The organism is Vibrio sp. E150_011 (genome assembly GCF_053544015.1).
Genome location: NZ_JBHFOL010000024.1, coordinates 36,974 through 53,872 on the forward strand (window position 1 = coordinate 36,974; position 16,899 = coordinate 53,872).

A 16,899-nucleotide genomic window follows, 5' to 3' on the forward strand; every position below is an offset into this window, starting at 1 on the left:
TTTACCCTCTTTTTCTCAAGAAGATTGCCATACAATAAGGTCTGTAGATAATTTCTTCGCCCATCATCGTTAACTTACAGAGAGACCTATGACTCTTCAATCTAGCTCCATCCATATCGTTGCTTCTGATCTAGACGGCACACTGTTAGCGCCAAACCACCAGCTCAGTGACAATACCAAACAAACGTTAAAAGCATTGCACGCTAAGGGCTACACCTTCATATTTGCGACAGGCCGACATCACGTCGATGTCTCTGGTATCAGAGAGTCCGTTGGGATACCTGCGTATATGATTACCTCAAATGGTGCTCGCGTACACGATGAGCTAGATAACCTGCTTTACAGCCAAGATTTACCAAAAGACAAAGTGCAGTCCGTCGTTGATGTCCTCAAAACTGACCCCGGCTTGTTTATTCATTTATACCAAAACGAGCAATGGTTACTGAATAAAGAAGATGAAACATTGGCAAAGTTCCACACCGACACTGGTTTTACATACCAGCTATTTGACGCAGATAATGCCCCAAATACAGGTATCGCTAAAATATTTGTTACCGACGAAAACCGAGACCACGAGCGACTCGTCCTACTAGAAGATGCGCTTATCGCTAAATTTGGCGACACGTTAAATATCGCATTCTCAACCCCATGGTGCCTAGAGGTTATGGCTCATGATGTATCGAAAGGCGAGGCACTCAAAGCTGTCGCTGAAAAGTTAGGGCTTGGTCTTGAGAATTGTATCGCGTTTGGTGACGGTATGAATGATGCTGAAATGCTGACCATGGCGGGCAAAGGTCTTGTCATGGAGAATGCTCACGAGAAAGTAAAAAAAGCACTGCCAAACAATGAAGTAATAGGCACCAACGCTGACGATGCTGTTGCTGAATACCTAAAACAACACCTTATTTCACGCGGCTAGAATTACCACTCCTGTGCTCACCCCTATAGGTTTAGTCACCTACTTATGGGCATGGGAGTCTTTTACTTCTTTTGTCTTTGATTAACGCAAGTCTAATCTTACTGGCTAACTCGCGCGAAGACATGCCAACTCACTCCAAGGCCTAGCTAGCTGTTCACTCCAAAATATCGCTATTCATTCCAAGACACCCCTGCTCGCTCTAAGATAGCGGCCCACTCCGACGGACGGACTGGCATCACCGATAGACGGTTTCCTCGTTTTACCAATGGCATATCACTCAATTCAGGCATCGACTTAAGCACGCTAAGTGGCACCACTCGATTGAACTTTTCCACAAATTCAATATCTACCATTAACCAACGCGGATTATCGAGTGTGGATTTGGGATCGTAATAATCACTGTCGACATTAAATTGAAAATGGTCAACATAGGCCTCTTTAGTGATCTTGGCCAAACCAGCCACACCAATGTGCTTACAAGATGAATGGTAGATGAGCACCCTATCGCCGACGCGCATCTCATCTCGCATCATATTACGAGCCTGATAATTACGGACGCCCTCCCAACAGGAAGCGCCTTTTACTCGCAACGTATCAATAGAAAATTCATCCGGCTCTGTTTTGAATAGCCAATATGCCATAATAGTCCTTGTTTACATCGACTCACGAAGGGAAGTATTTAATGAAAATGTCACGGTTAACACTCGCAGTACCGCTGGTATTATTACTGCAAGCGTGTTCATCTTTCAATACCGCATCCAATGACACAGCCAAACCTGCAGAGCCACGCGCGGAACTTAAGCGTCCAGAGACGGTGGTTCCTCAAACTTATCTCATACGCGGCCAAGCTATCGTCGGGCATGAATCGAGAACAATAAAGCCCTGTGGTAGTGCTCAGCAGTATTGGTTAGAGCTGCCTAAGGAAGCTCGTGAAGCGGCAGAGAAACTATCAACGGCCCCTTATCAAACTCTTTATGCCGAAGTCATTGGGTATCTTGAGGCTCCTAGCCATCGAGGCTTTGACTCAGATTACACAGGCCGCTTTGTGGTAAAGCAGGTCAATATGATCACCGCAGAGAACCCAAAACGCTGCGATCAACCTCTGAGACCCACTCAAGTCTTAGGTAACGAGCCATTCTGGAATCTCACGTTCGAAAACGCTGAACTGGCACAATTTAGTCAGATGGGCGAAGACCGACAGCCACTAAGACTAGAATCAAAACAAATTACACAGAACACTCGTCGTTACGAGTTTGATGACGCAAGCCTCACCATGACGGGCAAACTTTGCAATGACACGATGAGTGATACACTTTACGGCTGGAGCGCCGCATTCGTGATGGGTGACCGGTCTCGCCAAGGCTGTGCAACCGTCTCTAATCGTGATAGCACCCTAAGCTGGGTCGATACCTACACGGCGCAGTCTACAGAAAACACTGGCTTCACGGTTTCCATGACACTCAATGCCGATCATACGGCCATTACTCGCTATGACTACGCAGATCAATCACCCGCAACTGAAGAGCGTGGTTTTTGGCAGCAACTCAATAATAAGCAGGTACAAGTCGTGATGACACGTCACCAGCAACAATATCTGGTTTCTCAGCGAATTTTTGACCGTCAAGATGACGCATTAGTGACAACACAAGAAAAGGTTGGCGATATTCTCTACCCCATCAGTAACGGTGGCCTAACACTCTACAAAAGTCGATGATAATGAATGAGCCTCTCGTGATAACCACACCGTGCCGACAGTGTGGTTTTATTCACAACTGTTATTGCGCGACGATCCCAGCGATCAATAGCGATCTTATGGTTACCTTATTAACGCACCCCAATGAGCTCTCGCGTAGCACGAATACGGGAAAAATCGTCAAACGGTTGCTCCCTTGTACACATATCGAGCCATGGGAAAGAAAAGCGCCGCCCCCTGAATACATGACATCAGGCAAAACACCGGTACTCGTCTTTCCCTCACCAAGCAGCATTCCGTTAGCTGAATGGCAGCAGCAACACCCAGAACCAAGCCACTTCATCGTGCTGGATGCAACATGGCAAGAAGCGAAGAAGATGTTGAATCGCAGCCAATGGCTACAAACCCTACCGCAAGTCTGCATTGAAGCAGCAGAAGCTTCCCAGTACCAGCTAAGGCGGAACCAACAAAGTGGTAATCTATGTACCTTTGAGGTAGTGACTCAATTGGTTCACGAAGTTGAGAGTAAGAATACCGCGCAAGACATGCGAGTTTTTTTTGGCGACTATCTACATCGCTATCAAGCTGAGCGCTGCGGGCATGCTCGATAGAGCAGTATAATAGAGCCCATAGAGACAAACATAATCGGCGCCTTTTTATAGGCGCCGATTGATTGAAAAAATGGGAAAGAACCTACCGGCGCAGAACTCGCTACGTAAGTTGAGCAATCCTATTCGTCACGATGAGACTGACGCATCACTATTTATATCAACGTACAGTAAGCGATAACAATGATCTCAAATCACAGATTTCTATGTCTGGTAATGTGGTTAGCCTTGCCGTTACTCGCGCCGTTTGGTCCGTATCATTGAACCAACATACACTAAAGCCATGCCTTTTCGCTCCCGCTACATCCGTGATGACATGATCCCCGACGTGAAGGATCTGTGAGCGCTCACAGCCAAGATACTGCGCGGCTTTATCAAACATGTCGGCATGTGGTTTTGCTCGACCATCAGGCCCGGCTTTTAGTACTAATGAAAAATAGGGCGCAAGGCCTATCGCTTCAACGTTTACATTGCCGTTGGTCATCGCCACCAGCGGCATAGACTGACTCAATACCTTAAGCACTTGATGTGTTTCATGTGGAACATCAAAATCGCTTCGCCAGTGTAGAACAAGCTGAATCAATTCATTCGCTACCTGCTGAGCTTGGGGTACATCGTAACCCAAATGCACTAATCCCTGAACAATCTGTTGTTCACGCCACTTTGTAACATCATGCTTAAGCTCAGGATGTGCGTCCAATAATTCAATTTTAAATGCGTGCCAGCGCGCTTTATCCCATTGTTGACTGATTGGGTGTTTCGAATACAACCAATGCGCCGCTTGCTGTTCAACCCTCTCAATCACCGGGTGATTGTCATATAAGGTGTCATCCAGATCGAATGTCATCGCTTTTATGGTCGGTAGGTTGCGATAAAAACGCATAAATCAGTCCTTAGTTCTTCTTTTTTGCACGAGGGTGGGCTTGGTCATATGCCTGAGCAAGATGTTGAAAGTCCAAGTGTGTATAGATTTGCGTGGTTGAGATATTCTCGTGCCCCAACAACTCTTGAACGGCCCGCAAGTTATTGCTGGACTCAAGCATATGTGTCGCAAAAGAGTGACGGAGTTTATGGGGACTAACGTGGCTCGCAAGGGCCTGCTTTTGTCCCCATTCTGCCATGCGCTTTTGTACACTACGATGGGAGATCCGTGTACCAAGCTTTGAGACAAACAAAGCAGGCTCACCCGATTGTGCGATATCGCCTCGCAATTTTAGCCACTTTTTTGCCCATTCAACCGCTTGCCCGGAGAAAGGCACTTTACGCTCTTTATCACCTTTACCGATAACACGGATTTCGCCACTCGACATATTCAGGTGTTTAACATCAATCCCAACCAATTCAGCGAGTCGCAGTCCAGCACCGTACATGATTTCCATAATGGCTCGATCACGAACAGCCAATGGATCGTCTTCATTCACTTCAAGTAACTGAGCCATCTCATCAACGTCTAAATTTTTCGGCAGCGGTCGCTGCTTTCTTGGTGCACTGACACCCTTTGCTGGGTTTGCACTCAACATGCCACGAAGAATCAAAAAATCAAAAAAGCTACGCAGTGAGGATAAGCGCGTGGCGATACTGCTGGCTTTCATGCCTTCACGCATGCCTTTACCTGCCAATTGACGAACCCAACCCGCATCAACCTGTGTCCACTCCGTCACTCCCATCTCAAAAAGATGGCAGCTCATTGTCTCGAGTTGCTGACGATAATTTCGTTGTGTATGAAGACTCAACCCTTTTTCACTGCGCAAGTATTCATAAAAGCGCTCGAGTGGATTTTGCAGGCTTCTAGGCAGTACTTGGTCTGACATTCTCTTCCTCAAGCTGACGCCATTCCAAGCTCTCACACAAATAGGAGACGATTAATGAAAGGTGTCTTAAAAATAAGGTATCCATTTCAGGTTGGAAATGGCCGCCATCTTCACTCGAGAAAATTAAAAATCCTTGAGCAAACTGACGTTTAAGGGGTAACACAACATAAGACCCTAATTCAGGTACCGTTGTATCACCAAAGAGCAACTCTCTGTCCGCTTTTCTAAGGCGGCCAAGGTAGGCATCTTTACCGTTCAGGTGATTAGTAGTAAACCGCTGCCAACTCTCCATTGATAACGAGTCACCACCGTTGTCACTATTTAATAACTTTAGGTAACCTTTTAAGTTCAGGTCTTGGGCTGTTTGTATAATTGCCCGCACGACCCCTTGAAGGTCACGGCATTTCAACAGATTTTCCTGCAAGGACATAAATTCATAAAACGTTTTATCATTGCGCGCAGCAAGTGACATCAAGGTGGTGATTTCTTCTTCAAGTGCCTCAATACGGTCGCGGTGGCGTTGCATTTGGATGCCCACAAGCGATACTGCACCTTGCTGTTGATGAGGCAGTGATAATCTCTCGACCAAGCTCTCTCGGCCTTTAAAAAAGTCAGGATAGTCGAATAGGTACTGTGCCACCACTTCTGCAGTCAGTTCTGCACTCAGGGGATCGGCTTCAAACTCAGACAAAATGCTTCCCTTTGATTCTTTGTCTCTAGTGTCATTCATTAATGAAGACGCGAAAAAATGGCGGGCCCGAAAACGGTGCCCGCCATTAGTATAATGGGTTATTGGTTAACAGGAAATCTGCCCATCAAAAACGTGCGTTGCACTGCCTGTCATAAACAAAGGATGTCCTTCGCCTTGCCAAGAGATACTCAGGTCGCCTCCAGGAAGACGAACCGTGACTTTTTCATCCAACAAACCCTGATTAATGCCCACCGCTACTGCTCCACAAGCACCACTGCCGCAAGCTTGAGTTTCGCCAGCACCACGCTCATAGACACGGAGCTTAACCTCATTGCGGTTTACGACCTGCATAAATCCAGCATTCACTCGCTCGGGAAAACGCTCATGAGATTCAAGCATTGGTCCTAGGCGATCAACATCAGCGGTGTCCACATCATCAACAACGGTCACAACATGAGGATTTCCCATACTGACGGCGCCGCAGAACAAGGTTTGATCTTCCGCACGCATAATATAGGTTTTCTCTTTTTGCTTGGCCTTAAATGGGATCTTGTTAGGCTCAAATTCAGGCTGTCCCATATTTACCGTCACCAGATCATTTTCTTCAAGCTTAAGGACCATTTTCCCTTTCTTGGTACTGACACTGATGCTGTATTTATTCGTTAAACCTTTCATTTGCACAAAGCGGGCAAAGCAACGAGCACCGTTGCCACATTGTTCCACTTCACTGCCATCAGCATTAAAAATACGGTAATGGAAATCCGTTTCAGGGTCATACGGGGCTTCAACAATCAATAGCTGGTCAAAGCCGACACCCGTATTCCTATTCGCCAGTCGACGAATAAGATCCGGCGAGAAAAACACATTCTGGGTAATACAGTCAACGACCATAAAATCATTACCCAATCCGTGCATTTTAGAAAAGTGGAAATGCATAAGTGTCTCTTTACTCCGGTAAGATGCTTTCAAGTTCCCATAAACTTGCCAACGTTTCACGTTGACGCACAAGATGAGATCGGTCGCCATCTACCATAATCTCGGCCACTCTTGGTCTCGTATTATAGTTCGACGACATCACAAAGCCGTAAGCCCCCGCAGAGCGAACCGCCAGCAAATCATTTTGTTCTAATACCAACGCTCGATCTTTACCAATAAAATCACCGGTTTCGCAGATTGGCCCCACTAAGTCGTAACTTAAGGCGTCACCTTCACGCGGCGCAACTGGAATAATGTCTTGCCACGCCTGATACAACGCAGGTCGCATTAAATCATTCATAGCAGCATCAACGATCGCAAAGTTCTTATGCTCGGTATGCTTGAGAAATTCAACTTTTGTTAGCAAAACTCCAGCATTTGCCGCAATCGCACGACCCGGCTCAAAAATAAGCTCGAGTTCAGGGTGATTATCAAGTCGCGCTAATAACGCTTTTGCGTAATCAGAAGGTTGAGGTGGTAATTCATCACGATACACCACGCCTAAACCACCACCTACATCAAGATGGCGGATATGTATGCCGTCTTCGCCAAGCTGGTCGATAAGCGCCAATAGTCGGTCTGTCGCATCAATAAATGGAGCGATGTCGGTGAGTTGCGAGCCAATATGGCAATCAATACCCTGCACGGATAAATGAGACAAGCCTTGCGCAAACTTGTATACGTCAGGTGCACGCTCAAAAGCGATACCAAACTTATTATCACGAAGGCCAGTTGAGATATAAGGGTGAGTATGAGCGTCAACATCAGGGTTAATACGCAGAGAAATTGGCGCAATAACATCAAGCTCACTTGCGACTTGGTTAAGACGCTCTAGCTCCGGTTCAGATTCGACATTAAAACACTTGATACCGAGCTCTAACGCACGACGCATTTCTTGCGCCGTTTTACCGACACCAGAGAAGACGACCTTAGCAGGGTTGCCACCGGCAGCAATGACACGCTCAAGCTCTCCACCAGAAACGATGTCAAAGCCAGAGCCAAGGCGAGCAAGCGTATTCAACACACCAAGGTTTGAATTCGCCTTAACGGCATAACACACCAAGTGCGGGTGCTCACCCACCGATTTATCAAAGGCATTCCAGTGGCGCTCTAACGTGGCGCGAGAATACACATAAAGAGGGGTACCATATTGCTCGGCAAGTTGTGTTAACGACGTATTTTCAGCCCAAAGCTGGCCATCGTCCTGATAGTTGAAGTAATCCAAATCGAGTATTCCTTTAAAATATGGCGATGACTATTGTGTCTGCTCTGTCGCAGGGGCTTCGTCGGCTGGTAGATAAAGTGGTCCAGTTTGGCCACAACCCACTAACGTAACTGCCACGAGCATAAATATTGCCGTGATCGTCTTTTTCATTTTGCATATCGTGATTATTGATTCAATGCCCCCTATAATCGCACCACGAAATAGAAATGCAATAGGATAACAAAATGAACGACACGGAATTTCACGTACTCGTCGATACTCAAATGCAAAACATTGAAGAAGCAATCGATGATTCAGGTGCAGACATCGATTATGAGGTGTCTGGTAACGTGATGACTCTAGAATTTGAGAATCGCAGCCAGATTATTATTAATCGTCAAGAACCGATGCATGAAATATGGCTTGCTTCAAAGTCAGGAGGCTTTCATTTCAAACTCGTCGGAGATAGCTGGATTTGTTCTCGCTCGGGTGTTGAGCTTATGGCGATGGTCAAATCTGAATGCGAGAAGCACGCAGATGAAGAAATAGAATGGGCTTAAGCGTTCACCGCTTTCGATGGTCTTGAGTTTGGAGAAGCGTCATTACGGTAAGGAATGACATAGGCTTCTCCCTCTTCCGGATGAATAATCTGATAGTACTGAGGCAAATTAAAGTTAATCAGCTTATTGGCCATCCCGTCATTTTTATCAACGTTAGAGGTATAGAAACTGTTAACGCTCGAAATCATCTCGTCTTTACTGCCGCGCATCTGATGGTAAACCTCAACTTGATTCGACTCATCTAGAACGAAGATGTTGAACCCGCTGTCAGTATTCTCAAAGAAAAACTGAATTAAGCCTTCACTCGCAAAGCCATCTACCGCTTGCGGCAATTGAAACTCGTCTTCACGATCAAGCATTAATAATGGTGAGCCTTGAAGCTTATTTGTTGAGATACTGCGATAAAAATCCACAGAGTTCTCAAGCTTCTGTACTGACACACCACGACGCTCAAAGAATAAGCCATACATTTGATTAGCAAGCTTGATCGCCTTAAAGCGACGACGTTTTTCTTGATCGACTGGCTTCAAGCGCATTTCAATGCATTCTGCCAACAGTTGATAAATCGTATTTCTCAACACACCACGCAGGTTTTTGCTGTAGCAAAACACATCCACAGACTCTGGAGGTAAAGCATCTTGGTGCATTTTACCCAATATGGTTTTCAATGCATCCAGCATGGCGGTATCACCTTTAAAGTGCAACGTTCGCACCTCATGCCATGAGTTTCGATAGACTAAATCCACTGATCCAACCAAGCTTTGACCTTGTTCACCAAAGCTAAAGATGTCGACATTCTTCAAATCAACTCTCGACGATTTTCCAGACAACGAGCTCGTTGGGTCGTTTTCGAAATTGATAAACATCGCCAGTTGACTTACTTCACAAGGGCTTGCCAATGCTTGCATGCTTGGGCGCCGCTTTCGAAGAGAAAAGGTGTTACGTAGGTCACTCACCATTTGATAAAATTTATCAATATCAATATGAGCATCGCGCACGACAGAGTTTAGGTGCGTGGATTCCGTAATCAGGCCATTAAAGAATGCCCATGATACTAACTTACTGAGATATTCATGGTGCTGCAGTGCCGGTTGACCTAACAAGCGGTGAGCTATCAAAGGCTGCTTGTATAGATACCAACCCGCTGAGTAACTTTTCCCCTCTTTGACTTCAATGAAGCTCAAGTCTGGTTCATGCAAGTCTGGGGATATTTGCGGATTAAGAAGTGTGACCTTACCAGGGAGTACCTCAAACGCTGCGTATAACTTACGAGCAAGAATACTAATGTCTTGGGGACTGATCGCTGAGGTAATGTCATTACGTCGTGCAAATTGAATAAGGTTTCGATAGCTCAGCATCAAGGCATCAAGCAAGGCGTTATGCACGACCATGACTTGTTCTACCTTCCAGTTGCGTCGGTTATCCAATTCTTCTAACACAGATTGAGGCCATTGCCACTCAGCTGTCATTAAGCCAAGAGCCTCACGTCGCCAAGGTACAGAACCAATACCAGGGTCTCTCGACAATTTTTCATGTGTTTTGAGGTAGAAACAACGACGGACCAAGTCTAGACGTGTATGGTCGCCAATTCGCACGAGATAGCGCGTCACTTTCTCGAGCATTAAGTAATACGCGTCCATACCATAGAGGTCAGGTTCATGCGTAAAGAATCGACGTTTGGTATCGATACTCAAAAGTTGGGTATTCGGGTATTCCCACGAATAGGCCTCTAACAAGATGGCTTTCAGTACCGATTTATAAGGCGAATCAATACTCTTGTATAACTGCCAAAGGCTCGAACCAAAATATTCTTCCGCGGGGATGCGATTCAACCGACCAAAATCAATCCATTCATCGCAATTGACGTAGCCTTCATCACAAAGTTGAGCCACATACTCGTCGTAACATTCCTCCATCTCTGGAGGGACAATTTGCCACAACAAACGTTGACCACCAAGGCGGACAGCTGAGCGGTAAAATTCATCCAACAGCAACAAATGTTGAGATGACCCACAGTTGTCTCCAGTCATCTCTTCGGATACGTTACTGCGAAAACGCTCTTCATCCATCAAGAAGAAATTAGCTTCAACCCCTAACCCTTGCGCCCAATCAGTGATCAGTAAACACTTGTTACTGAGCTTTTCTCGTGCATCCGTCGGCATATTGGGTGAAATACACACCCAAATATCAAGATCACTCGACGTACTTTGCCCAATTGATGAGGTACTGCCCATCGTGTAGAGGCCAAGAATGTCGGTATCATTTGGTGATGGTAATGGTTGCCCGAGCGCAAGCTGGATATCATCGATGAACTGTTGCTGGAGGGTATTAGCTTCAAAGCCGTATAATCCACTAGGACTTGAGTCTTCAAAGTAACCGGGAATAATAGGATGATTGAAATGGAATAACGCAGGTATAAGTTGAAATACACGTTGCCCTTGCAGATCCATAAGCGCCAACGCGCGCTCAATACGCTGTTGATTAAGCTTATCTAGTCTTTGGATAAGAATATTAGTGTAAGCCTGCAAAGGTTATTCCTAGGTTGGATCCATTAGCTGTATCGCATGGATCTTAAACAATTATCGCTTAAAAACGTGATCAATGTAACATTTTTATCATGACGGGTAAAGTAATAGTCCGCGTCTCCGCAGTACCATCAACCCCAGAGAACCGCCATGAACATCCAAAATTGTCGTGGACAATTCTAACAGTACTCGTTGTGACAAATGCGATAAATCTCACACTATTGATAATCTTTGTGATGTCAGGCACAAGACCAAAATTCGGCGTCAGGGAAATCGCTAATCATTTCATAAAGACAGTGATAGGATTAATCCATTATCGAGACACAATGCTAACGAGAATAACATGAACCAAGCCACTCCAATCCGAATCGCCACCCGCAAAAGTCCTCTAGCCCTATGGCAAGCTCATTATGTAAAAGATGCACTGATCGCAGCCCACTCTGGACTTGAAGTCGAATTGGTGACGATGGTGACAAAGGGTGACATCATTCTCGATACGCCGCTAGCAAAAGTCGGTGGCAAGGGACTATTCGTGAAAGAGTTAGAAGTTGCCATGCTTGAAGGTCGTGCAGACCTTGCTGTCCACTCAATGAAAGATGTACCGGTCGACTTCCCTGAAGGTCTAGGGCTTGTCACCATATGTGAGCGCGAAGACCCACGTGATGCCTTTGTTTCTAATACTTACCAAGACATTGATGCGTTGCCACAAGGCGCGATTGTCGGAACCTGCAGCCTTCGTCGTCAATGCCAACTTAAAGAACTGCGCCCAGACTTAGAGATAAAAGAGTTGCGAGGGAATGTCGGTACTCGTCTAGGGAAACTCGATAACGGTGACTATGACGCTATTATTCTTGCCGCCGCTGGCCTAAAACGCCTAAAGCTGGATTCTCGCATTGCTAGCTTTATTGAGCCTGAAGTCTCACTGCCCGCTGTAGGTCAGGGTGCGGTCGGTATTGAATGTCGTCTCGATGATGAGCGACTCATTGAATTACTTCGTCCACTAAACCACAAAGATACGGCGGATAGAGTATTGTGCGAACGAGCAATGAACCTAACGCTAGAAGGTGGCTGCCAAGTACCGATCGGTAGCTATTCACTATTAGATGGCGATAGCATCTGGCTAAGAGCACTCGTAGGCGAACCCGATGGCTCTGTCATTGTTCGTGGGGATATTCATGGCAGCAGAGAAGATGCAGAAGCACTTGGAATCGAACTGGCAAATAGGCTGCTAGACCAAGGAGCGAAAGAGATCCTAGAAAAACTATACCAAGACCACGAGTAACGCCTCATGAAAGTGCTTGTAACGCGTCCTGAACCTGCTGGGACTGAACTGTGCGAGCTCATAAAAAAGGTGGGAGGGCTAGCCCTCCACCATCCTCTCATTAGGCTATCACCAACGATGCCCAGTCTAGCCTTATGTGAGACAATTCAGTCGGCCGATATTATCATTGCCGTCAGCCCAGCTGCAGTCAGCCACACTCACCAAACCCTTGTAGAATATGGCATCACTTGGCCGACAAACCGAATTTATCTTGGGGTTGGTCAAAAAACCGCACATGATTTAAGCAATTATAGCGAACAGAACGTACACTATCCCCCAGTAAGTGATAGTGAAAATTTGCTTAATCTACCTGAATTAAAAAACGTTTCTGAAAAGAAGATTGTTATTCTCCGAGGTAATGGTGGCCGAGAATTAATTTTCCAACAGCTAACACAAAGAGGCGCCAAAGTTAGCTACCTTGAAGTCTATCGCCGTACATTGATCCCCATATCTCCCAGCGACATAGATAAATGGCAATCGGCAGCACTAGAAACTATCATCGTAACAAGTGGTGAACAACTCGACTATTTGATCGCGCAGTCACCTCAACCAGTTGCCTTCTGGTTTACTCAATTAACGCTACTCGTTCCCAGTGAACGTATAGCTAAACTTGCTAAGACGCACGGATTTAAAAACGTGATAACAACGCAAGGTGCGTCGAACTCTACATTATTTGCTGCTCTCCAGCGCTTAGAAACAGGACTTAAGCATGACGAACAAAAATAAAGACGAGCAATCCCAGTCTACAGACCAACAAGACGTCAAGGCGCTAGCCACAGAAAAGCCAAGTGAAGATACCTTTCACAATACAGAGGCGACTCAACAACAACCGGCTCCGCAAAAAGAACCTGAATTTGAAGAGAAACAAGGCAAACGAGGCGTTAAACTCGGCGCGGTCGCGATTGTCATCGCCATCATTTTTGGCGGTGGACTCAGCTACCAAATGCAACAACAGGCCGGAAATTACGAAGCTCGTATCGCCACACTCGAGTCTCAGCTCAAAGAAACCCAAGTATCAGTTGCAACCGACTTGCAGGTCGTTCAACAACAGACTTTAGAGCAAGCAAAATCTGTCACTCATAAAGCAGAAGTCATACTAGAGCAACAACAAAAAAGTATTCAAAGCTTGCAGCTAGCCATTGCCGACGTCAAAGGACGTCGCCCAAATGACTGGCTTCTTGCGGAAGCCGATTACTTAGTTAAACTAGCCGGACGCAAATTATTTTTAGAACATGACGTGGTCAGTGCCACCCGCTTAATGGAATCAGCAGACCAGCGTATTGCTGCGCTCAACGACCCAAGCTTAGTCTCACTGCGACAATCAATGGCAAACGACATTACCAAGCTAAGAACCATCCCATTAATCGACCGAGATGGCTTGGTGCTTCGTCTTACGTCGCTTCAGCAACAAGTTGATAGCTTGCCTCTTGCCAATGCGATACTTCCTGATGCACCCGAGGTGAAAAAGCAGGCAGTATCAAATGATATCTACGATTGGCAAGACAATCTAATGACATCATTGAAAGATTTCTCGGAAAATTTCATTACCTTTAGAACTCGAGATGGCAATGTGATTCCACTTCTGTCTCCTTCTCAGCATTTCTATCTAAGAGAGAATGTTAAATCAAAAATAGAAACGGCCATACGAGCTGTTTATAAGGAACAAAGTGAAATTTACAAGGTGTCACTGGAAGCAGCCGACCAATGGTCAAACTCGTTCTTCGATCAAAACAATAATACGGTTAAAGAATTTAGCGCAGCACTTAGCAAATTAGGTGCTCAGAACATCCAAGTAAATTATCCCGTTAAGCTGGAAACACAAGCTCAACTATCTGATGTCATCACAGAGCGCTTGCGTCGAGAGGTAACCACTATCATTACGGAGGAGAAAAAATGATTCGATTAATTTTTCTCTTTGTCGTACTGGGTGCAGGGCTGTTTGTCGGCACTCAATTCTCTGGCCAGCAAGGATATGTCTTAATATCGATAGCTAATCAAACCATCGAAATGAGCGTAACGACATTAGTCATCTTTGTTATTGGCGCTCTTGCTGCATTGTTCTTACTTGAATATATCGTTAAAAAAATACTTTATACGAGCGTTTCGACATTCAATTACTTTAGCGTCAGGAAGCTACGTCGCTCAAGACGTTATACCAATGAAGGCATCATCAAGTTACTTGAAGGTGACTGGAAAATAGCGGAGAAAAAAGTCACACGCTGGGCGAACCATCATGACATGCCATTACTGTGTTATTTAGTGGCATCAGAAGCTGCACTTGGCCAAGGTGATAAAACGAAAAGAGACCATTATCTAACACTTGCAGCTCAACAAGACAACTCAGATCTCGCTGTAGAGCTGACGAGAGCAAAGCAAGCAGTTCGCGAAGAAGAATATGAACTAGCACTACCGATCTTAGAGTCTCTAAAGCAACAGCACCCACAAAATACAATTGTCCTGAGTTTGCTTAAGTCAACCTATCAAGCATTGGAAGAATGGCAACCGCTCATTGATTTATTACCTAAATTAAAGAAAGCGAAGCTAATCGAAGAGCTTGAACAGAATGAACTAGAAGAGCGAGCTCAATGTGGCCTTTTACAAGATGTTGCGACGCAACAAGGCAGCGAAGGACTGATTACTCATTGGGATAAGCTGCCAAGAAAGACGCGTCAGAGTTCACACCTCATAAGCTGCTTTACTAAACAGCTTATCGCTCGTAAATCTGATAGCGAGGCATTCACGGTCATTAAAGAAGCCTTGCGTAAGCAGCCGAGTGATGACCTTTATTCACTATTACCTGAGCTCAACTTAGCTGATTCACACCCAGCTGTTGTCTTATTAGAAGATACTCTGAAGAAGCACCCTAGTAATGCACTTGCACACAGTGCATTGGCCCAATTTTATTTCCGTGATGAAAATTGGCCTGAGTCTCAGAAACACTTCGAACAAGCGCTATCTATACGTCCTGACGTGTCTGATTATGCTTACTTAGCCGATACCTTGGAGAAACAAGATATGACCAAGGCAGCCGGCGAAGTATCACGAAAAGCACTCACGTTAATAGATAGATAACTAGATAGGTATAGTCACACTGTTCAGTAAAGCACCTCTATTGGGGTGCTTTTATTTTTCATTACTCTCACTCACAAACCATGACGCTCCAGTGCTTTATCCGTCAACGCCATCGTGAATTCATTCACTTTCCAATGCGTTGGACACCAACCCAGTAAAAATCGCTGAAAGTCCGCCCAAGCCAAATCAAAAATCCTCGACCACATCTCACAGACTTCGCGACTTTCCACTGTGGGTTGATAGACCTCTAGCGCATGTTTTAATGACGAAAAATAATGAGATAGATAAGGCGCAAGATCGATATCACTCTTATTAAAATCGAGCACACTAGTCAACAACAGCACAACATCTTTGACGCCAACTCCTGCTCCGACATACTGAAAATCAACACCAGAAACCGCGTCGCCTTCCTCTTCAAAGCAGAAATTTGCGAGCTTAGCGTCACCATGAATAATCGTCTTGTATGGGCATTCCTCTAACAGTTTATCTAATGTTCGAGCAGCTCGTTGATAGCGCGTATTAGTCATAGAAAGAAGCTCATCTGGACGTGTGGACAAGTGCCAGTATGCCCCTTGGTCCCACAACCCGTCAGGCTGCTCACCAAGCCAGAAAGCATGAAATTGGGCTAGCCAATTTAGAACAGACATTATCTCACTTTGCGTCGCTTGGGTGACAACTCGTGCTCGGCCTATATCTCTAAGGTCTTGCAAGACTAATAAATAATGACTGCCCTCTTTGAAGGACGAAAGGCATGCTGGTACCCAACCTGTGGGCATTCTTTTTACATAATTAGCATACCAATGGAACTCTACTTGGTATGACATTAACTTACGCTGATGAGATAGCGGAGTGTTCCAGCCTCTTGGGTGTGCAAGCTTATCAAGTTCTGGTAACTGAATATATTTGGCGATAATGCTATTTCTTTGCTTATGACCCGTCAAAGTAAGGCGCAACAGTTGGCCATACCCTCCCCACAACTCTTGAATAACTTGCATGTCATCGATTGAACTGCCTTTACCGAGCAGCGTGAGAATCTTGTGGTTTAACGAATTGACACTGTCATCCATAAAATGAGTTCCCTAGTAAAGGATAGAGAGTTAAACATGATCTGATTACTGTAAGCATGCAAAGATGGTAGCGGAAGGTACGATTAAAAGCAGCGATTATTGAAGAAGTACGTTGGTAATAGTTAACAGTTAACTGTACAAATTTTAGATAGCAAAAAGCCCGCTGAAAATCAGCGGGCTTTTTTAATAGTGGCGGAGGGATAGGGATTTGAACCCTAGAAGGGCTATTAACCCTTGCCGGTTTTCAAGACCGGTGCTTTCGACCACTCAGCCATCCCTCCGCAAATTGTTACCTAGCTAAAGTCTTATTGATTTGCTTTAGTAGATATTTGTTCAAAGCCTGGCGATGTCCTACTCTCACATGGGGAAGCCCCACACTACCATCGGCGCTACTGTATTTCACTTCTGAGTTCGGCATGGGATCAGGTGGGTCTACAACGCTATGGTCGCCAA

General features: G+C 45.4%; 17 protein-coding genes, 1 tRNA gene and 1 rRNA gene. 8 read left to right on the top strand and 11 right to left on the bottom strand.

Annotated elements, in window-relative coordinates; translation table 11 throughout:
- Positions 1–88 precede the first annotated feature (88 nt).
- A complete protein-coding gene (locus ACE1OE_RS22465) occupies positions 89–919 on the top strand; it encodes a Cof-type HAD-IIB family hydrolase (protein ID WP_449212322.1) in 831 nt (276 codons plus the stop codon).
- 170 nt (positions 920–1,089) lie between these two features.
- Here the strand turns inward: ACE1OE_RS22465 and ACE1OE_RS22470 are convergent, their stop codons facing one another.
- On the bottom strand, positions 1,090–1,560 hold the full coding sequence (locus ACE1OE_RS22470; RefSeq protein ID WP_449212323.1) for an EVE domain-containing protein: 471 nt from the start codon (positions 1,558–1,560) through the stop codon (positions 1,090–1,092).
- 41 nt (positions 1,561–1,601) lie between these two features.
- On the opposite strand from ACE1OE_RS22470, the gene ACE1OE_RS22475 reads away from it, so the two are divergent.
- Entirely contained in the window at positions 1,602–2,633 is a 1,032-nt protein-coding gene (locus ACE1OE_RS22475; protein ID WP_449212324.1) for a COG3650 family protein, read from the top strand.
- 2 nt (positions 2,634–2,635) lie between these two features.
- Entirely contained in the window at positions 2,636–3,223 is a 588-nt protein-coding gene (locus tag ACE1OE_RS22480) for a tRNA-uridine aminocarboxypropyltransferase (protein ID WP_449212325.1), read from the top strand.
- A gap of 157 nt (positions 3,224–3,380) precedes the next feature.
- On the opposite strand, the gene yigB is transcribed toward ACE1OE_RS22480, so the two are convergent.
- From yigB to lptM, 6 genes are all read right to left on the bottom strand, one after another.
- The gene (gene yigB, locus ACE1OE_RS22485) at positions 3,381–4,103 is read right to left on the bottom strand and encodes a 5-amino-6-(5-phospho-D-ribitylamino)uracil phosphatase YigB (RefSeq protein ID WP_449212326.1); all 723 of its coding nucleotides are present in this window, start codon (positions 4,101–4,103) and stop codon (positions 3,381–3,383) included.
- 10 nt (positions 4,104–4,113) lie between these two features.
- Complete coding sequence (gene xerC / locus ACE1OE_RS22490) at positions 4,114–5,031, bottom strand: tyrosine recombinase XerC (protein ID WP_102470775.1); 918 nt, start codon at positions 5,029–5,031, stop codon at positions 4,114–4,116.
- Positions 5,009–5,761, bottom strand: a complete 753-nt coding sequence (locus tag ACE1OE_RS22495; protein ID WP_449212327.1) for a DUF484 family protein — start codon at positions 5,759–5,761, stop codon at positions 5,009–5,011. The genes xerC and ACE1OE_RS22495 overlap by 23 nt, the downstream gene beginning before the upstream one ends.
- Positions 5,762–5,827: 66 nt before the next feature.
- On the bottom strand, positions 5,828–6,658 hold the full coding sequence (gene dapF, locus ACE1OE_RS22500) for a diaminopimelate epimerase (RefSeq protein ID WP_102470777.1): 831 nt from the start codon (positions 6,656–6,658) through the stop codon (positions 5,828–5,830).
- Positions 6,659–6,668: 10 nt separating this feature from the next.
- Positions 6,669–7,922, bottom strand: a complete 1,254-nt coding sequence (gene lysA, locus ACE1OE_RS22505) for a diaminopimelate decarboxylase (RefSeq protein ID WP_102470778.1) — start codon at positions 7,920–7,922, stop codon at positions 6,669–6,671.
- A gap of 30 nt (positions 7,923–7,952) precedes the next feature.
- Entirely contained in the window at positions 7,953–8,072 is a 120-nt protein-coding gene (gene lptM, locus ACE1OE_RS22510; protein WP_408063639.1) for an LPS translocon maturation chaperone LptM, read from the bottom strand.
- 74 nt (positions 8,073–8,146) lie between these two features.
- On the opposite strand from lptM, the gene cyaY reads away from it, so the two are divergent.
- Positions 8,147–8,461 carry an iron donor protein CyaY gene (cyaY, locus tag ACE1OE_RS22515; RefSeq protein WP_102470779.1) on the top strand — a complete coding sequence of 105 codons (315 nt, stop codon included), beginning with the start codon at positions 8,147–8,149 and terminating at the stop codon, positions 8,459–8,461.
- Here cyaY and ACE1OE_RS22520 read toward each other — a convergent pair.
- Positions 8,458–10,989 (bottom strand): class I adenylate cyclase, encoded by a 2,532-nt coding sequence (locus ACE1OE_RS22520; RefSeq protein ID WP_372061863.1) that lies wholly within the window; start codon positions 10,987–10,989, stop codon positions 8,458–8,460. The genes cyaY and ACE1OE_RS22520 overlap by 4 nt on opposite strands.
- Positions 10,990–11,329: 340 nt before the next feature.
- Between ACE1OE_RS22520 and hemC the strand changes: the two genes are divergently transcribed.
- The 4 genes from hemC to ACE1OE_RS22540 are packed head-to-tail and all read left to right on the top strand — an operon-like array spanning position 11,330 to position 15,379.
- A complete protein-coding gene (hemC, locus tag ACE1OE_RS22525; protein ID WP_449212328.1) occupies positions 11,330–12,268 on the top strand; it encodes a hydroxymethylbilane synthase in 939 nt (312 codons plus the stop codon).
- 6 nt (positions 12,269–12,274) lie between these two features.
- Positions 12,275–13,033, top strand: coding sequence for a uroporphyrinogen-III synthase (locus ACE1OE_RS22530; RefSeq protein ID WP_449212329.1), 759 nt, complete (start codon positions 12,275–12,277; stop codon positions 13,031–13,033).
- Entirely contained in the window at positions 13,017–14,204 is a 1,188-nt protein-coding gene (locus tag ACE1OE_RS22535; RefSeq protein ID WP_102470783.1) for a uroporphyrinogen-III C-methyltransferase, read from the top strand. Before ACE1OE_RS22530 ends, ACE1OE_RS22535 begins: the two co-directional genes overlap by 17 nt.
- Positions 14,201–15,379: a heme biosynthesis protein HemY gene (locus tag ACE1OE_RS22540; RefSeq protein WP_372061867.1), complete on the top strand. Its 1,179-nt coding sequence runs from the start codon at positions 14,201–14,203 to the stop codon at positions 15,377–15,379. Before ACE1OE_RS22535 ends, ACE1OE_RS22540 begins: the two co-directional genes overlap by 4 nt.
- 71 nt (positions 15,380–15,450) lie before the next feature.
- Here the strand turns inward: ACE1OE_RS22540 and ACE1OE_RS22545 are convergent, their stop codons facing one another.
- The 3 genes from ACE1OE_RS22545 to rrf all read right to left on the bottom strand — a co-directional run bounded on the left by ACE1OE_RS22545 (position 15,451) and on the right by rrf (position 16,899).
- Positions 15,451–16,446 carry a phosphotransferase gene (locus ACE1OE_RS22545; RefSeq protein WP_449212330.1) on the bottom strand — a complete coding sequence of 332 codons (996 nt, stop codon included), beginning with the start codon at positions 16,444–16,446 and terminating at the stop codon, positions 15,451–15,453.
- A gap of 190 nt (positions 16,447–16,636) precedes the next feature.
- Positions 16,637–16,727 (bottom strand) — tRNA-Ser (locus tag ACE1OE_RS22550).
- A gap of 57 nt (positions 16,728–16,784) precedes the next feature.
- Positions 16,785–16,899: ribosomal RNA gene (gene rrf, locus ACE1OE_RS22555) — 5S ribosomal RNA — on the bottom strand.